15 protein-coding genes are annotated in these 16,021 nt (G+C 55.9%); 9 read left to right on the top strand and 6 right to left on the bottom strand.

All coding sequences use genetic code 11. The features are described 5' to 3' along the window. Positions 1-2: 2 nt before the first annotated feature. Positions 3-509 (top strand): hypothetical protein, encoded by a 507-nt coding sequence (locus ABLV17_RS00840; RefSeq protein ID WP_271031707.1) that lies wholly within the window; start codon positions 3-5, stop codon positions 507-509. Here the strand turns inward: ABLV17_RS00840 and yieE are convergent. Then, a complete protein-coding gene (gene yieE, locus ABLV17_RS00835; protein ID WP_087860155.1) occupies positions 487-1,353 on the bottom strand; it encodes a DNA-binding transcriptional regulator YeiE in 867 nt (288 codons plus the stop codon). The genes ABLV17_RS00840 and yieE overlap by 23 nt on opposite strands. A gap of 178 nt (positions 1,354-1,531) precedes the next feature. Between yieE and ABLV17_RS00830 the strand changes: the two genes are divergently transcribed. Both ABLV17_RS00830 and nfo read left to right on the top strand, forming a co-directional pair. Continuing rightward, positions 1,532-2,581: a YeiH family protein gene (locus ABLV17_RS00830; protein ID WP_113374360.1), complete on the top strand. Its 1,050-nt coding sequence runs from the start codon at positions 1,532-1,534 to the stop codon at positions 2,579-2,581. A gap of 96 nt (positions 2,582-2,677) precedes the next feature. Then, positions 2,678-3,532: a deoxyribonuclease IV gene (gene nfo / locus ABLV17_RS00825; RefSeq protein WP_020078284.1), complete on the top strand. Its 855-nt coding sequence runs from the start codon at positions 2,678-2,680 to the stop codon at positions 3,530-3,532. A 53-nt stretch (positions 3,533-3,585) separates the two neighbouring features. On the opposite strand, the gene fruA is transcribed toward nfo, so the two are convergent. The 3 genes from fruA to fruB are packed head-to-tail and all read right to left on the bottom strand — an operon-like array spanning position 3,586 to position 7,366. Next, positions 3,586-5,280, bottom strand: coding sequence for a PTS fructose transporter subunit IIBC (gene fruA / locus ABLV17_RS00820; RefSeq protein ID WP_213794374.1), 1,695 nt, complete (start codon positions 5,278-5,280; stop codon positions 3,586-3,588). A gap of 16 nt (positions 5,281-5,296) precedes the next feature. Beyond that, entirely contained in the window at positions 5,297-6,235 is a 939-nt protein-coding gene (fruK, locus tag ABLV17_RS00815) for a 1-phosphofructokinase (RefSeq protein WP_015365695.1), read from the bottom strand. After that, the gene (gene fruB / locus ABLV17_RS00810) at positions 6,236-7,366 is read right to left on the bottom strand and encodes a fused PTS fructose transporter subunit IIA/HPr protein (protein WP_271031709.1); all 1,131 of its coding nucleotides are present in this window, start codon (positions 7,364-7,366) and stop codon (positions 6,236-6,238) included. It lies immediately after the preceding gene. A 330-nt stretch (positions 7,367-7,696) separates the two neighbouring features. On the opposite strand from fruB, the gene setB reads away from it, so the two are divergent. Then, a complete protein-coding gene (gene setB, locus ABLV17_RS00805) occupies positions 7,697-8,878 on the top strand; it encodes a sugar efflux transporter SetB (RefSeq protein ID WP_087860152.1) in 1,182 nt (393 codons plus the stop codon). Here setB and ABLV17_RS00800 read toward each other — a convergent pair. After that, a complete protein-coding gene (locus ABLV17_RS00800) occupies positions 8,875-9,129 on the bottom strand; it encodes a YkgJ family cysteine cluster protein (protein WP_015365691.1) in 255 nt (84 codons plus the stop codon). The two genes, setB and ABLV17_RS00800, sit on opposite strands and share 4 nt — an antisense overlap. Positions 9,130-9,334: 205 nt before the next feature. On the opposite strand from ABLV17_RS00800, the gene yeiP reads away from it, so the two are divergent. Beyond that, positions 9,335-9,907, top strand: a complete 573-nt coding sequence (gene yeiP / locus ABLV17_RS00795) for an elongation factor P-like protein YeiP (RefSeq protein WP_015365690.1) — start codon at positions 9,335-9,337, stop codon at positions 9,905-9,907. A gap of 252 nt (positions 9,908-10,159) precedes the next feature. Here the strand turns inward: yeiP and uxuA are convergent, their stop codons facing one another. Further along, positions 10,160-11,350, bottom strand: a complete 1,191-nt coding sequence (gene uxuA, locus ABLV17_RS00790; RefSeq protein WP_213794373.1) for a mannonate dehydratase — start codon at positions 11,348-11,350, stop codon at positions 10,160-10,162. A 206-nt stretch (positions 11,351-11,556) separates the two neighbouring features. Here uxuA and ABLV17_RS00785 point away from each other — a divergent pair, with 206 nt between their 5' ends. The 4 genes from ABLV17_RS00785 (at position 11,557) to mepS (ending at position 15,868) form a co-directional block, all read left to right on the top strand. Further along, complete coding sequence (locus ABLV17_RS00785; protein ID WP_213794372.1) at positions 11,557-13,023, top strand: fructuronate reductase; 1,467 nt, start codon at positions 11,557-11,559, stop codon at positions 13,021-13,023. A gap of 121 nt (positions 13,024-13,144) precedes the next feature. Further along, positions 13,145-14,122, top strand: coding sequence for a GTP-binding protein (locus ABLV17_RS00780; RefSeq protein WP_213794371.1), 978 nt, complete (start codon positions 13,145-13,147; stop codon positions 14,120-14,122). 42 nt (positions 14,123-14,164) lie between these two features. After that, entirely contained in the window at positions 14,165-14,872 is a 708-nt protein-coding gene (locus ABLV17_RS00775) for a phosphatase PAP2 family protein (RefSeq protein WP_087860148.1), read from the top strand. 426 nt (positions 14,873-15,298) lie between these two features. Further along, entirely contained in the window at positions 15,299-15,868 is a 570-nt protein-coding gene (gene mepS / locus ABLV17_RS00770; RefSeq protein ID WP_047043201.1) for a bifunctional murein DD-endopeptidase/murein LD-carboxypeptidase, read from the top strand. Positions 15,869-16,021 lie beyond the last annotated feature (153 nt).

Below are 16,021 nucleotides of genomic sequence, written 5' to 3'. Positions count from 1 at the left end.
CCGTGAAGAAACCAACAAAAGTCACCAATGCTAAACCACAAACCACTCGCGCACAGCGAATCTGGCAACAGCTGATCGCAGGATTTATTTTGCCCGCATTAGGGATTTACGCGCTCTATTTAGCAACCGACTATCTGCCGTTACTGAAATTGCGCGGTTGGCCAGACTTCGCCTCCATTTCCTTACTGAAGGCTAATTTTACCGGCTCCGCGCTGCTCTTTTTTTCATTCGCCTGGCGGATGCGCAGAGTGCTGCATGGTAAGACGGTCGATGGAAGTTATGAAAATCGCCTGCTGACGGCTATCGCCGGATTTACGCTGGTGCTGCTGATCGTCATCAACAGCGCCATTTTTACCTTACATTTTACAGTATACAGCTCGCCGCACTACATTCGCTGCTGGGAACCCGTTCCCATGGGCAGCTGGCATTATGCCAGAACCCCAGAGATCTGCGTGCGGCACGGCTACGCGCCAATAAGGGATACAGCTACACCTCGCAGTAACGGATAAAACGCTGCAGCGCCTTGGAAACGTGCTTTTGCCGATGGCGAATACGCCACAACGTGCGCGTCAGGCGCGGCAGCGGCAGCTTGAGCTCCACCAGCGTTCCGGCTGCCAGCTGTTCAGCAATTACCCGCCGCGACAAGCAACTAATGCCTAACCCATGACGGACCGCATGTTTAATGGCTTCTGAGTTGCCAAGCTCCATGCCTAACTGGAACGCGGGCAGATGCGATAACAGCACGTAGTCGACGATTTCCCGCGTGCCGGAGCCATGCTCGCGAAGGATCCACTGTGCTTCCGCCAGCCGTTGCAGCGTCAATTCGCCTTCGAGGAATGGAGAATCAGGGGCGGCGAACACCACCAGTTCATCTTCAATCCACGGCTCGGCGATAATATCCGCCGCGTGGCACGGGCCTTCAATCAGGCCAATATCGACGCGCAGATCGCTGACCGCATTAATCACGTCCTGGCTGTTGCCGACGCTCAGTTCCAGCGGCAGTTCGGGGAAATCGCGGCGGTAGCGGGCGATGATTTCTGGCAGAATATAGTTGCCAATGGTGCTACTGGCATAAACGCGGATAGCGCCATTATCGCCACGGAACAGCTGTTCTATCTCCCCGGCGCGCTCCAGCAGCGCAAGCGCGCGCGGATAGAGCAAACGCCCGTGCTCGTTGACCACCAGCCGTTTGCCGACGCGGTCAAACAGCTGGACGCCAAGTTGCCCCTCTAGTTCGGTCAGAGCCGCGCTCACCGCCGACTGCGACAGCGCCAGCATCTGTGACGCCTGAGTCGTTGACCCGCTTTTCAAAACCTCAGCAAAAACTTCCAGTTGCCGTAGCGTGATATGCATAACTCACCTGTTTATTAGCCCAATCTGGATAACCGTCAACGCTATGGTGACATAAATCATCAGGCTGTGGCCTGAAGGATGAAGGGTTTATCACTTATTCCGATAGATTATAAATATATAATCAATTTTATTTTTAAACCAGTCAGTCGTATTCTTTGCCCAGACAAAGGAGAAGGTTATGACAGCACTCACTTTACCCACTAAACATCGCACCCTGTGGCATTTCGTCCCAGGCCTGGCGCTGACCGCCGCGTTGACCGGCGCCGCCCTGTGGGCAGGCAGTTTCCCTGCAATCGCCGGCGCGGGCTTCAGCGCGCTAACGCTGGCTATCTTGTTCGGCATGGTGGTCGGTAACACCGTTTATCCCAAAATTTGGCAGTCCTGCGACGGCGGGGTGATTTTCGCCAAGCAGTATCTGCTGCGACTGGGGATCATTCTTTATGGTTTTCGTCTGACGTTTGCCCAGATTGCTGACGTCGGCGTCAGCGGGATCCTGATTGACGTGCTGACGCTGTCCAGCACCTTCTTTATCGCCTGTTTCCTCGGGCAGAAGGTTTTCGGGCTCGATAAACACACCAGCTGGCTTATCGGCGCCGGTAGCAGCATCTGCGGCGCCGCGGCGGTTCTGGCCACCGAGCCGGTCGTCAAAGCCGAAGCCAGTAAAGTGACGGTCGCCGTGGCGACAGTGGTTATCTTCGGTACTATAGCCATCTTCCTCTACCCGGCGATGTATCCGCTGCTGGCGCACTGGTTCACTCCGGAAACTTACGGCATCTATATGGGCTCCACCATGCATGAAGTCGCCCAGGTCGTTGCCGCCGGTCACGCGGTTAGCCCGGATGCCGAAAATGCCGCGGTTATCGCCAAAATGCTGCGCGTGATGATGCTGGCTCCGTTCCTGCTGTTCATCGCCGCTCGTGTGAAACAGCTGGCGCCAGCCGGTAACGGCGAAAAGAGCAAAATCACCATTCCGTGGTTTGCCATCCTGTTTATTCTGGTGGCGGTGTTTAACTCCTTCCATCTGCTGCCAAAAGCCGTAGTCGATATGCTGGTCACCCTCGATACCGTACTGCTGGCGATGGCAATGGCCGCGCTGGGCTTAACCACCCACGTCAGCGCGCTGAAAAAAGCCGGTGCGAAGCCGCTGCTGATGGCGCTGGTACTGTTCGTCTGGCTAATTGTTGGCGGCGCCGCGATTAACTTCGCTATCCACCACCTGATTGGTTAAACAGTAAGTTTCCTCATCGATATTCATTCATTGCTGTAACTCTCCGGTTAAGCCGCTATCATTACCCTCCCCCCAGCGGCTTAACTGGAGTTTTTTATGAAATACATTGGAGCGCACGTTAGCGCCTCCGGCGGGTTGGCCAATGCCGCCATCCGCGCCGCCGAAATCGAAGCGACCGCATTCGCCCTGTTCACCAAAAATCAGCGTCAATGGCGCGCCGCGCCGCTCACCGACGAAGCGATTGCCGAATTCAAAGCCGCCTGCGAAAAATATCACTTCGGCCCGGGGCAGATCCTGCCGCACGACAGCTACCTCATTAACCTCGGTCATCCGGTCGAAGAAGCGCTGGAGAAATCTCGCGAGGCGTTTATCGATGAATTAACCCGCTGCCAGCAGTTGGGATTAACGCTGCTCAACTTCCATCCGGGCAGCCACCTGCAGCAGATCCCGGAAGATGAATGCCTGGCGCGTATCGCTGAATCCATCAACATCGCGCTGGCGAAAACCGAAGGCGTGACCGCGGTTATCGAAAATACCGCCGGCCAGGGCAGCAATCTCGGGTTTAAATTTGAACATCTGGCCGCCATCATTGACGGCGTTGAGGACAAATCCCGCGTTGGCGTCTGCATTGATACCTGCCACGCTTTCGCCGCCGGTTATGACCTACGCAGCGCGGAGGAGTGTGAAAAGACCTTTGCCGAATTCGAACGAATCGTCGGCTTCCAGTATCTGCGCGGCATGCATCTGAATGATGCCAAAAGCGCTTTTGGCAGCCGCGTCGACCGTCACCATAGCCTGGGTGAAGGCAATATCGGCCATGATGCTTTTCGTTGGATCATGCAGGATAACCGTTTCGATGGTATCCCGCTGATTCTGGAAACCATTAACCCGGATATCTGGGCGGAAGAAATTGCCTGGCTGCGGGCGCAGCAGACCGCCGAAGTGGCCTGAATTCAGGAACAAAAAAAGGGCCGATGAATCGGCCCTTTTTTATTACGCTTATATTATGCCGCTTTTTCAACTTCCGCTGCCGGCGCTTCCGGACGCTTCAGCACCGCGTAAGAGAGACCCGCGACCAGCGTACCGGCAATAATCGCCAGCAGATAACCCAGCACCGGAGTGATGGCGCCTGGGATCAGCAGAACGAACAGACCGCCATGCGGCGCCATCAGTTTCGCGCCTACTGCCATCGAGATAGCGCCGGTCACCGCGCCGCCTACGATACAGCAAGGCAGTACGCGCATCGGATCGCGAGCGGCGAATGGAATCGCCCCTTCGGTGATAAAGCACAGGCCCAGAACCAGCGCCGCTTTACCGCCTTCACGCTGTGATTTGTCGAACTTGTTGCGGGCAATAAGCGTCGCCAGGCCAAGCGCCAGCGGTGGCACCATACCGGCCGCCATAATCGCCGCCATCGGCGCGTAGGTTTGAGTACTCAACAGACCCACACCGAAAGCATAAGCCGCTTTGTTCACCGGCCCGCCCATATCGGTACACATCATGCCGCCGAGGATCGCGCCGAGCAGTACTGCGTTCGCCGTCCCCATAGTTTGCAGCCAGTGGGTCAGCCAGGCCAGGATACCCGCCACCGGTTTGCCGATCAGGTAGATCATCGCCAGACCAACAATCAGGCTGGAAATCAGTGGAATGATCAGAATCGGCTTCAATGCTTCCATACTCTGCGGCAGTTTCAGCTTTGTGCTGATTAACTTCGCCACGTAACCGGCAAGAAAACCGGCGATGATACCGCCGATAAAACCGGAGCCGCCGCTGACGGCCAGCATACCGCCGATAAGACCAGGCGTCAGACCCGGACGGTCAGCGATGGAGAACGCGATAAAGCCTGCCAGTACCGGCACCATCAGCGCAAAGGCTGAACCGCCGCCGATTTGCATCAACGCCGCCGCCATGGTGTCTTTCACTTCAAACGCTTTAATACCGAACGCGAACGACAGCGCGATACACAGGCCGCCCGCTACCACCATCGGCAGCATGTAGGAGACGCCGGTCAGCAGGTGACGATAGGCGCCAGCCGACTCTTTTTTACCGTCACCGGAGGCCTGCGGTTTGCCGGATGGCTGGTACGGCTTCGCTTCAGCAACGGCTTTATCCAGCTCCTGCGCGGTTTTCTTCAGCGCCAGTCCGGTGGTGGTGCGATACATCGGTTTACCGGCGAACTTCGCCAGATCGACTTCGATATCGGCGGCGACGATCACCAGATCCGCCTGCTCCACCTCTTCCGGAGTAATAGCATTACCCGCCCCCACGGAGCCACGGGTTTCCACTTTCACCCACCAGCCGCGTTTTTTGGCCTCGGTTTCAATGGCTTCCGCCGCCATAAAGGTATGAGCTACGCCGGTCGGACAAGCGGTAACGGCGACAATACGTTTCTGCCCCTGAGCGGCGGCCGGAACGGCTACCGCCGCTGGCGCAACGTACGGCTTAGCGTGATCTTTCGCTTCACCCAGGAACAGCTCCGGATGGGCGACAGCACGGTTGATATCGCCCAGATAGACGTTTTTACCATTCAGCGCGCTATCGGCCGGCAGCGCGGTCCCCAGTACGATGGCCAGTTCGGCATCGTTCGGGTTATCAATCAGCTCAAGGTGCGCTTTCTGCGCCGCGGCGCTGAGCAGGGTCTTCGCCATGTAGGCGCGAGCCTGGCCAAGCCCGGCATCAATAATCAGCAGCGTTTTCATTATGCCTCTCCTGCTGTCAATTAAAGGGTTGTAAGTCGACGCGCGCCATCATTGCGGCCAACTGGGTACGATCGGTAATGCCAACGTTGCTCTGGCTGACGGCCAGGGCGGCGACGGCGGTCGCCAGGCGCAGGGTATGCTCGCTGGATTCACGCATCAGCAGGCCGTAAATCAGGCCGCCGACCATCGAATCACCGGCGCCGACGGTGCTGACGACCTCTACTGAAGGCGGTTTGGCAATCCATTCGCCGGAGGCGTTAACCCACAGCGCGCCCTCTTCGCCTAACGAAATCACCACGTGGGCGATACCTTGCTCGCGCAGCGCATGGGCGGCGTCGATAACATCTTTCATCTCCGGCAACTTGCGGCCAGCCCAGATTTCCAGCTCGCGGCGGTTTGGTTTTACCAGCCACGGCGCGGCTTTCAGCCCTGCAACCAGCGCTTCGCGGCTGCTATCGAAAATAATGCACGGGCACTGGCTTCGCAGGCGCGTCATCCAGTCGGTAAAGGCTTCCGGACTCACGCCGGACGGCAGGCTACCGCTGACGCAAACCATATCGAACTGCCCCAGCCAGCTCAGAGAATCATTAACGAAACGCTCCCAGTCCGCCGGGGTCACTTCGAAACCGGAGAAGTTGAAATCGGTCACTTCGCCATCTTTTTCCGTCAGCTTAACGTTGATACGGGTACGCCCCTGCACCACCTGGAAGCGGTTGGCGATACCCAGCTCGCTAAACAGCTGCTGGAAGCCATCCTGGTTATCTTTACCGAGGAAGCCGCCGACGGTGACGTCGATGCCAAGATCTTTCAGCACCTTCGCCACGTTGATACCTTTGCCTGCCGCATGCAGGCCGGTAGTACGTACCAGGTTCACTTCGCCACGTTCGATTTCCGGGGTGAAGCCCACCAGGTCGTATGCCGGATTTAATGTAATTGTTGCTACACGTCTGCTCATTTATGCGCCCTCCCCAAGGCCTGCGGCGATCGCTTCGCCAATCGCATCCAGCGCTTGTTGCGCATCTTCACCCTGCGCGGTAAAACGCAGACGGTGACCTTTTTTCACGCCCAGCGCCACGACCTTCATCAGGCTGCGGCCATTGGCCGGCTTGCCGGAACCATCGAGGTTGGTAACGGTAATGTCGCTGGAGAATTGTTTAATCGTATTAACCAACATCGTGCCCGGACGTGCGTGCAGCCCGTGCTCGTTGCGTACCACAAACTCGGCGTTCAGCACGTCTTCAGCAATGGCGTCGTCGCTGGTCAGCAGCGCCAGCAGCGTGGCGGCGTCGGCTTTCAGCAGATGCTCCACTTTTTTATCAATGAGCAGATTGCTCAGGCGATTAAGCACCGCGGTCGGCTGCTCATCGGCCATCGCGACGGTGATCAGCAGCGCTACCGGCTGCCCATCAGCGGTAAAGGCATTGGCAGCGCGACTCACGGCAACGGCGCTGCGCAGGTTGCCTTGCGCACAATCGTTCAACCAGATCCCCTGGCCCAGATTGAGCGGCGCATCGTTAATGGTACGGCTGACGAAGTCGGCGTTTACCGCCCCCGCCTCTTTCAGCCGCGCGGCGTTCAGCGCCTGCAGCGTCAGCAGATCGTTGGCGACCACGTCCAGGCTCAACGTTTCGTTGTCGAGCTTCAGCGCTTCGCTTTGCTTTTCACCCATCAGCAGAGCCCGCAGATCTTCTGCGGTGGTGACGGTTCTCAGCTGTTCAGCCACCGAGTCGTCGCTCAGGACGTGCGTCAACTGACGCAGCAGACCGAGATGCTCGTCGGAGCTGGCGGCAATACCGATCGCCACATAAGCGGTTTGCCCTTCTCCCCAGGTCACGCCCTGCGGGAACTGATACACCTGGACACCGGTTTTCAGAACCTGGTCGCGGGTATCGGTGGTGCCGTGCGGGATGGCGATGCCGTTGCCGAGGAAAGTGGAGGTCTGCTGCTCGCGGGCAAGCATACCGTTAACGTAGCCGTCAGCCACATTACCCGCGCTAACCAGCGCGCCAGCAATCTGACGTATTGCCTCTTCTTTATTCGCGGCCTGCTGGCCGGGATGGATATCCTGTACAGATAACTGGAACATAGTTCTCCTCTCCGCTGAATTGAATCGTTTCAGCTAACATGAGAAAAAATACGCCACCCGATGACTGGATAATACTCTGATGACGCTGAAACGTTTCAATGAGTCTGTACCTTTCTTGCGCACTGCGCAAGTAAACTCCGAAGACTGATAACAGAATTTAGAGATACCGCACATTTTTGCTGAAGTTAATGGTGAAGTACTCCGCGAGCTTCAGCTTTTTGCTGAACGACATAATTTGAAACGCCTTTTTAATTTTTCGTGCCATACCACTATTTATTTTATGGGTGTCGGCGTAAACTTCGCCTCTCCTGAAACCAACTATATTCCAGCATGCAAAACAGTAGCGCCGCCCTTCCCCGCCGCGGGTTTGACCTGACATCCTCAGCCTTTTTAATTGTCGCCTTCCTGACCGGGATCGCTGGCGCTTTACAAACCCCGACCCTGAGCCTGTTTCTGACCAACGAGGTGCACGTGCGCCCGGCAATGGTCGGCTTCTTTTTTACCGGCAGCGCGGTCATCGGCATTCTGGTAAGCCAGTTTCTTGCCGGGCGTTCGGATCGTAAAGGCGATCGCAAGCAGCTGATTGTCGCCTGCTGCCTGCTGGGGGTGCTGGCCTGCGTGCTGTTCGCCTGGAACCGCAACTACTTTATTCTGCTGTTCGTCGGCGTCTTTCTCAGTAGTTTTGGCTCTACCGCCAACCCGCAAATGTTCGCCCTCGCCCGCGAACACGCGGACAAAACCGGGCGCGAGGCGGTGATGTTCAGCTCCATTCTGCGCGCGCAGGTATCGCTGGCGTGGGTGATCGGCCCGCCGCTGGCCTACGCGCTGGCAATGGGTTTTGGTTTTACCGTGATGTATCTCAGCGCCGCCGTGGCGTTCATCGTCTGTGCGCTGATGGTCTGGTTCTTCCTGCCTAGCATGCGTAAAGAGAGCAAAACCGCCGGTGCTCATCTTGAAGCGCCGCGCACCAACCGCCGCGACGCGCTGCTGCTGTTCAGCATCTGTACGTTAATGTGGGGCACCAATAGCCTCTATATCATTAATATGCCGCTGTTTATCATTAATGAATTGCATCTGCCGGAGAAACTGGCCGGGCTGATGATGGGGACCGCCGCCGGGCTGGAAATCCCCACCATGCTGATTGCCGGTTATTACGCGAAACGCTTTGGTAAGCGCTTGCTGATGCGCATTGCCGCGCTTGCCGGGCTGTTGTTTTATGTCGGTATGCTGACTGTCCATACTCCAGCCCTGCTGCTGGGGATGCAGGCGCTGAACGCGATTTACATCGGGATCCTGGCCGGCATCGGTATGCTCTATTTTCAGGATCTGATGCCGGGTCAGGCGGGCGCGGCGACCACGCTGTATACCAATACCACGCGCGTCGGCTGGATCATCGCCGGCTCGCTGGCGGGCGTCGTCGCGGAAATCTGGAGCTATCACGCGGTGTTCTGGATTGCGCTAATGATGGGAATTATCGCCCAGGTCTGCCTGTGGCGTATTAAAGACGTTTAGGGCGCGGTCAGCGCTTCGAGATGAATGAGATAAGCCATCGCCTGCTGACGCGTGCTGCCGCACATTTCCGCGGCCGGCTGTAAACCTGCACAGACTTTAGGGCGCAGCGGCGAGGCAAAAATCTTGCAGCGCAGATGTTCATCCAGCTGCACGCATGGGGTGTTGGCCGGCTTGCCGTCAGGCATTCCGGGAATGGGGCTTGAGATGGACGGCGCGGTGCAACAGGCTCCGCAGTCCGGGCGACATTCCATACCTGACTCCTTAATGAGTGGGAGGCGGACAGTAGCAAAATATCGGCTATCAGGAAAGCTGAAGCTGGCGATACGGCTTTTTCAGCAGCGCCGCTCGAAGATTTGCCGGGAGATAGCAAAAGTCGCGAATTCCGCTTGCCTGAAAGGCCCGGCGCGAGTAGTTTTACGCGATATTTTTGACCCTTTAAGTGACAGGATTACTGCAATGCCAAGAGCGAATGAAATTAAAAAAGGTATGGTGCTGAATTACAACGGCAAACTGCTGATTGTTAAAAATATTGATATTCAGTCGCCAAGCGCCCGTGGCGCAGCAACGCTGTACAAAATGCGTTTTTCCGACGTGCGTACCGGCCTGAAAGTAGAAGAGCGTTTTAAGGGCGACGACATCGTCGATACCGTGACCCTGACCCGTCGTTTCGTTGACTTCTCCTACGTCGATGGCAACGAATACGTGTTCATGGATAAAGAAGACTATACCCCGTATACCTTCACCAAAGAGCAGATCGAAGAAGAGCTGCAGTTTATCCCTGAAGGCGGCATGCCGGATATGCAGGTTCTGACCTGGGATGGCCAGCTGTTGGCGCTGGAACTGCCGCAGACCGTTGACCTGGAAATCGTAGAAACCGCGCCGGGCATTAAAGGCGCCTCCGCCAGCTCGCGCACCAAACCGGCCACCATGAGCACCGGGCTGGTGATTCAGGTTCCGGAATACCTGACCAGCGGCGAGAAAATCCGCATTCATATCGAAGAGTGCCGCTATATGGGCCGCGCGGACTAACCACCCTCCTCTGACGGTTGCCCGGCCCCGCGTCGCGCAGGCCGGACTCTTCCCGGATAGCGGCGCTGCGCGCCTTATCCGGGCTACACAACCCGCGACGTTCGGTAGTTCGGTAGCCCGGCTAAGCGTAGCGCAGGCCGGGGAATGTCCCGGATGGCGGCGCTGCGCTCCTTATCCAGGCTACTCGCTGCTGATATCAGGCACAAAAAAGGACAGCCGCTGGCTGTCCTTTTGCTTTCCCTCACGCCACGATTACAGCAGCTCAGGGTATTTGGTCATCTTCAGCGCCAGCTCAACGCCTCGCACTTCCGCCATGCCTTTCAGGCGGCCAATCGCCGAATAACCGGGATTAGTTTTCTTACGCAGATCGTCAAGCATCTGATGGCCGTGATCCGGACGGAACGGAATCGGGCGCAGATCGCCGGCTTTCTTACGACGCAGCTCTTCGCTGAGGATCGCATTGACCACCGCCACCATATTGACGTCGCCATTCAGATGCGCCGCCTCGTGGAAGGTTTTAGGATTCTCTTCACGGCAGGTAGAACGCAAATGGGTAAAGTGGATACGATCGCCGAAGGTTTCCACCATCTTCACCAGATCGTTATCGGCGCGCACGCCGTAGGATCCGGTACACATGGTAAAGCCGTTATAAATGCTGTCTACCGTCTCTTTCAACCACTGCATATCGTCGATCGTCGACACGATACGCGGCAGGCCGAGGATCGGACGCGGCGGATCGTCCGGGTGAACCGCCAGACGCACGCCGACTTCTTCGCACACCGGCACAATCGCCCGCAGGAAGTAAGCCATGTTCTCACGCAGCTGCGCTTTATCGATGTGGTCATACTCCGCCAGACGAGCGCGGAACTGATCGAGGGTATAGCCCTCTTCCGCTCCCGGCAGGCCAGCGATGATATTGCGGGTCAGCTTGTCGATATCCGCCTCGCTCATCGCCTTAAAGTAAACTTCAGCCTGCTGCTGTTCTTCAGCGCTGTAGTCAGCTTCGGCGCCCGGACGTTTAAGGATGTGCAGTTCAAAAGCGGCGAAAGCAATCTGGTCAAAACGCAGCGCTTTGGAGCCATCGGCCAGCTGATATTCCAGATCGGTACGCGTCCAGTCCAGAATCGGCATGAAGTTATAGCACACGGTATCAATACCGCAGGCCGCCAGATTGCGGATGCTCTGCTGGTAGTTGGCGATCCACGTCTCATATTGCCCGCTGTGGGTTTTGATATCTTCATGAACCGGGATACTTTCAACCACCGACCAGCTCAGGCCTTTTTCCGCCAGCAGCGCTAAACGCTGCTGAATCTCTTCAACCGGCCAGACCTGACCATTAGGAATGTGATGCAACGCGGTCACGACGCCCGTGGCGCCCGCCTGGCGCACATCATCAAGCGATACCGGATCGTTCGGTCCATACCAACGCCAGGTTTGCTCCATCGCAATGCCCTCTTTAAGTTGTTATACCAATAATGTGAAACCTTATGGCGACTACCATACATGCTTCTGCTGAATGGTCAATTTCGCCCGTATCATTGATTGATCCAGCTCACACTAAGCGGATAAATTCGGCTTACCAATTTAAATTGCTGTCATATAACTTTACACTACCTCATGTTAATCATTGGTTAATCAGGTGTATAAAAATGACAACTATCGCTACCGCCGCGCTACCCGCAAGCGTACAACTTCCGCAGTACGATCGCCGCCAATTGCGCTCGCGTATCGTACATTTGGGTTTTGGCGCGTTTCACCGCGCGCATCAGGCGCTGCTGACCGACCGGGTACTTAACGCCAGCGGCGGCGACTGGGGAATTTGTGAAATCAGCCTGTTCAGCGGCGATAAGCTGATGAGCCAACTGCGTGCGCAGGACCACCTGTTTACGGTGCTGGAAAAAGGCGCTGAGGGGAACCAGCCGATCGTGGTTGGCGCAGTACATGAATGCCTGAATGCCAGACTTGATTCTCTGGCAGCGATTATCGAAAAATTTTGCGAACCGCAGGTGGCTATCGTTTCGCTGACGATCACCGAGAAAGGTTATTGCATCGATCCGGCGACCGGTAAACTGGATCCAACCCAGCCGCGCATCGTTAACGATCTGGAAAACCCGACGCTTCCGCAGTCGGCTCCCGGTATTTTAGTTGAAGCGCTCAATCGCCGCCGCGAACGCGGACTCGCCCCTTTTACCGTTCTGTCCTGCGACAATATTCCCGACAATGGTCACGTCGTGAAAAACGCCGTCCTCGGTATGGCGGAGAAACGAAGTCAGGAGTTGGCAAGCTGGATTGCTGAACATGTCAGCTTCCCCGGCACCATGGTTGACCGCATCGTCCCGGCCGCCACCGAAGAATCTTTGGCGGAGATTGCCTCCGTGCTGGGCGTTGAAGATCCCTGCGCCATCAGCTGCGAACCGTTTATTCAATGGGTGGTGGAAGACAATTTTGTCGCCGGACGCCCGGTCTGGGAAACGGCGGGGGTACAGATGACCCGAGACGTCCTGCCGTGGGAACAAATGAAACTACGGATGCTCAACGGTAGCCACTCCTTCCTCGCCTGGCTGGGCTACCTGGCGGGGCACGCGCACGTTAGCGACTGCATGCAGGATGATGTTTTCCGCCATGCCGCCCGCCGCCTGATGCTGGATGAACAAGCGCCAACGCTATCGATTACCGGCGTGGATTTAGTCGCCTATGCCGACAGCCTGATAACGCGCTTCGCCAATCCGGCGTTAAAGCATCGTACCTGGCAAATCGCCATGGACGGCAGCCAAAAGCTGCCGCAGAGGATGCTCGATAGTATTCGCGTTCATCTGGCAAACGGCAGCCGCTGGCCGCTGCTGGCGCTGGGCGTGGCTGGCTGGATGCGTTATGTAAGCGGCGTCGACGACGCCGGGCAGGCCATTGACGTGCGCGACCCGCTGGTCGACAAAATCAAACAGTTGGTCGCTACCAGCCAGCCGGACGAGCGCGTCAGCGCCCTGCTTAACCTGCAGGAGATATTTGGTCAGGACCTGCCGGGCAACCCACTGTTTGTCGAGGAAATCACTTCAGCCTGGCATCAACTGGCTAAATCGGGTGCCCGCGAAGCCGTGGCTACCGCGCTGCGTAATTAACAATTTCTGCTGTTTAGCGGACAGAATGCTATTCTGTCCGCAGTAACCCTTCTCTTTTCCCCTTTTTTTCGTCAGGATAGTCGCAACTGTTACAACATTACATTTCTATGCTGGAGAAATTGTGACCAAAACTAACCTGATCACGGGCTTTCTCGGCAGCGGCAAAACGACCTCGATTCTTCATTTACTGGCCCACAAGCCTGCAAATGAAAAATGGGCCGTGCTGGTCAACGAGTTCGGCGAAGTCGGCATCGACGGCGCCCTGCTGGCGGAAAGCGGCGCGTTGCTAAAAGAGATCCCCGGCGGCTGCATGTGCTGTGTCAACGGTCTGCCGATGCAGGTTGGGCTCAATACGCTGCTGCGTCAGGGAAAGCCGGATCGTCTGCTGATTGAGCCAACCGGACTGGGCCATCCGAAGCAAATTCTCGATATCCTCACCGCTGCCGTCTATGAACCCTGGATCGATCTGCGCGCGACGCTGTGCATCCTGGATCCGCGCCAGCTGCTGGAAGAGAAGATCGTCGCTAATGAAAATTTCCGCGACCAACTGGCCGCCGCCGACGTGATCGTGGCTAATAAAAGCGACCGTGCGACGCCGGAAATCGATGCCGCTTTTGCCAACTGGTGGCAACAGTACGCCGGCGAGCGCCTGCAGGTGACCGCCACCCAGGGCAATATCGATCGCGCGCTGCTGGATCTGCCGCGCCGCAACACCGCGCCGCTGCCGGCAAGCCCGGACCACGTGCACAGTCACGGACAAAAGCAGGGTTTGGCGGCGTTAAATCTACCGGCGCATCAACGCTGGCGTCGCAGTGTTAACAGCGGCCAGGGATACCATGCCTGCGGCTGGATTTTTGATGCTGATACCCAATTTGACACCGTTGGGTTGCTGGAATGGGCGCGCCTGGCGCCGGTTGGCCGGGTGAAAGGCGTGATGCGTATCGCTGAAGGATTGGTGCGAATCAACCGCCAGGGACTCGATCTGCACATCGAAACCCAAAACGCGCCGCCGCCGGATAGCCGCATCGAACTGATTTCCGAGTCAGAAGTTGACTGGAATACCCTGCAGTCCTCGCTGTTGAAGCTTCGTTTAAGTTAATGCGGCTATTTTTGGCCGCTGTTTAAAAAAATCGCATTCGTTATGACTAAAAACCGTATACCCCTAATCTTGCTGCTGAACGCCGCGGGCGTGGCCTTATTTTGTTCCTGGTATCTACCGGCAAACCACGGTTTCTGGTTCCCGCTTGACTCGGCTATTTTTCACTTCTTTAACCAGGGCGTGAGCACCAACCACGCGTATGCCTGGCTGTTAGCCATCATCAACAATCGCGCTTTCGACGCCTGCTCGCTGCTGGCGATGGGCTGTCTGATGCTCAATTTTTGGATCAAAGCGCAGAGCGCTGAACGCCGCCGCATTATCCTTATGGGGCTGGTGATGTTGCTCGCGGCGGTGATTATCAATCAACTTGCCCAGCATTTGATGCCGGTACAGCGCGCCAGCCCTTCGTTGTTCTTTACCGATATTACGAAAGTCAGCGACGTGGTCTCACTGCCAACCAAAGACGCTTCAAAAGATAGCTTTCCGGGCGACCACGGCATGATGTTGCTCATTTTCGCCTCGTTTATGTGGCGATATTTCGGCCGCCGGGCATTTATCATTGCACTGGTTATTTTTGTGGTTTTTGCTTTCCCGCGAGTGATGATCGGCGCCCATTGGTTCACCGATATTGCCGTAGGTTCGCTCAGCGCGGTGCTGATAGGCGCGCCGTGGGTATTAATGACCTCGCTTTCCGATAAGTTGATCGCCTGGTTTGACCGTTCGCTCCCGGGTGGAATAGCAAAAAAATAAGATCATTTTTACATTTTATTAATATTATCCATAAGGGGTCGTTCTGACCCCTTTTTTTATATTTGCTGATGATTTATTCGCGACATCATCTTCCTGTCACATTAATCATCATTGAAATGAAGATATTGCATATTTTTCAGCCAAAAAAGGCGCTATTTTCCCCTTTGCCGATGATTCACTTTTTGTCGCAAAAATACTTATAAGAAATCGCGCAAAACCGCTCGCCATCCCACGTTTGATAGGGTAATCTCTTTCTCGTTTTGCCTTCCCAAGCAACACAATTCATCATCTGAATAAAAATGTGCGGTACTCCACATTTTTAGGCTTAAGGAATTGTCTCATTGCTTTCTGGAATCTAGGCTCTACCACGTTTGGCATTTTTTATAACGACATTGTCGTTAAGGACAACAAGGGAAAATAAACATAATGGTCAAATCTCAGCCGATTTTGAGATATATCTTGCGGGTCGTCCCCGCGATTGCAGTTGCGGTTCTGCTTTCCGCGTGTAGTTCAACAAGTACCGCCAAGAATATGCATTCTGAGACGCATGCTGTGGGTAGTGGAGATTTATCATCACTGCAAGCCTCTCAGGATGAATTTGAAAAAATGGTCAGCAACCTGGACGTGAAGTCCCGCTTGATGGACCAGTATGCTAGCTGGAAAGGCGTGCGTTACCGCCTTGGCGGCAGCACCCGGAAAGGGATCGATTGCTCGGCGTTCGTGCAGCGTACTTTCCGTGAACAATTTGGTCTGGAACTGCCACGCTCAACTTCCGAGCAGCAGGATTCCGGCAAATCGATTTCGCGCACTCAACTGCGTACCGGTGATTTAGTGCTGTTCCGTGCTGGCTCTACGGGCCGTCATGTTGGTATCTACATCGGCAACAACCAGTTTGTACATGCCTCTACCAGCAGCGGCGTCACCATCTCAAGCCTGGATGAGCCATACTGGAAAAAGCGCTATAACGAAGCGCGTCGCGTTCTGAGTCGTTCCTGATCCTTCTTCTTACCGTCGGTTATCCCTTGGCTGACGGTAAGAAATGAAAAAAACACTGCCCCGGCAGTGTTTTTTTTGCTTTTCCGCCGATGAACTCCGCAAAATAAGCTATGTCTTTACAAGCTATGCCTTTTAAAGGAAATGGAACCATAC

It is taken from the genome of Klebsiella sp. CN_Kp091, assembly GCF_040065095.1.
In the GTDB taxonomy this organism is placed as follows: domain Bacteria; phylum Pseudomonadota; class Gammaproteobacteria; order Enterobacterales; family Enterobacteriaceae; genus Klebsiella; species Klebsiella aerogenes.
Note: the sequence above shows the minus strand (reverse complement) of the source record. Positions and strands in the feature narration are given on the sequence as shown.

What these genes read in the sequence shown, in the direction of transcription:
- uxuA (WP_213794373.1), bottom strand. Translation starts at nt 11,350, where the DNA reads ATGGAGCAAACCTGGCGTTGGTATGGACCGAACGATCCGGTATCGCTT.
- ABLV17_RS00775 (WP_087860148.1), top strand. Translation starts at nt 14,165, where the DNA reads ATGACTAAAAACCGTATACCCCTAATCTTGCTGCTGAACGCCGCGGGC.
- ABLV17_RS00800 (WP_015365691.1), bottom strand. Translation starts at nt 9,129, where the DNA reads ATGGAATGTCGCCCGGACTGCGGAGCCTGTTGCACCGCGCCGTCCATC.
- ABLV17_RS00785 (WP_213794372.1), top strand. Translation starts at nt 11,557, where the DNA reads ATGACAACTATCGCTACCGCCGCGCTACCCGCAAGCGTACAACTTCCG.
- nfo (WP_020078284.1), top strand. Translation starts at nt 2,678, where the DNA reads ATGAAATACATTGGAGCGCACGTTAGCGCCTCCGGCGGGTTGGCCAAT.
- yieE (WP_087860155.1), bottom strand. Translation starts at nt 1,353, where the DNA reads ATGCATATCACGCTACGGCAACTGGAAGTTTTTGCTGAGGTTTTGAAA.
- fruK (WP_015365695.1), bottom strand. Translation starts at nt 6,235, where the DNA reads ATGAGCAGACGTGTAGCAACAATTACATTAAATCCGGCATACGACCTG.
- setB (WP_087860152.1), top strand. Translation starts at nt 7,697, where the DNA reads ATGCAAAACAGTAGCGCCGCCCTTCCCCGCCGCGGGTTTGACCTGACA.
- mepS (WP_047043201.1), top strand. Translation starts at nt 15,299, where the DNA reads ATGGTCAAATCTCAGCCGATTTTGAGATATATCTTGCGGGTCGTCCCC.
- fruA (WP_213794374.1), bottom strand. Translation starts at nt 5,280, where the DNA reads ATGAAAACGCTGCTGATTATTGATGCCGGGCTTGGCCAGGCTCGCGCC.
- yeiP (WP_015365690.1), top strand. Translation starts at nt 9,335, where the DNA reads ATGCCAAGAGCGAATGAAATTAAAAAAGGTATGGTGCTGAATTACAAC.
- ABLV17_RS00830 (WP_113374360.1), top strand. Translation starts at nt 1,532, where the DNA reads ATGACAGCACTCACTTTACCCACTAAACATCGCACCCTGTGGCATTTC.
- fruB (WP_271031709.1), bottom strand. Translation starts at nt 7,366, where the DNA reads ATGTTCCAGTTATCTGTACAGGATATCCATCCCGGCCAGCAGGCCGCG.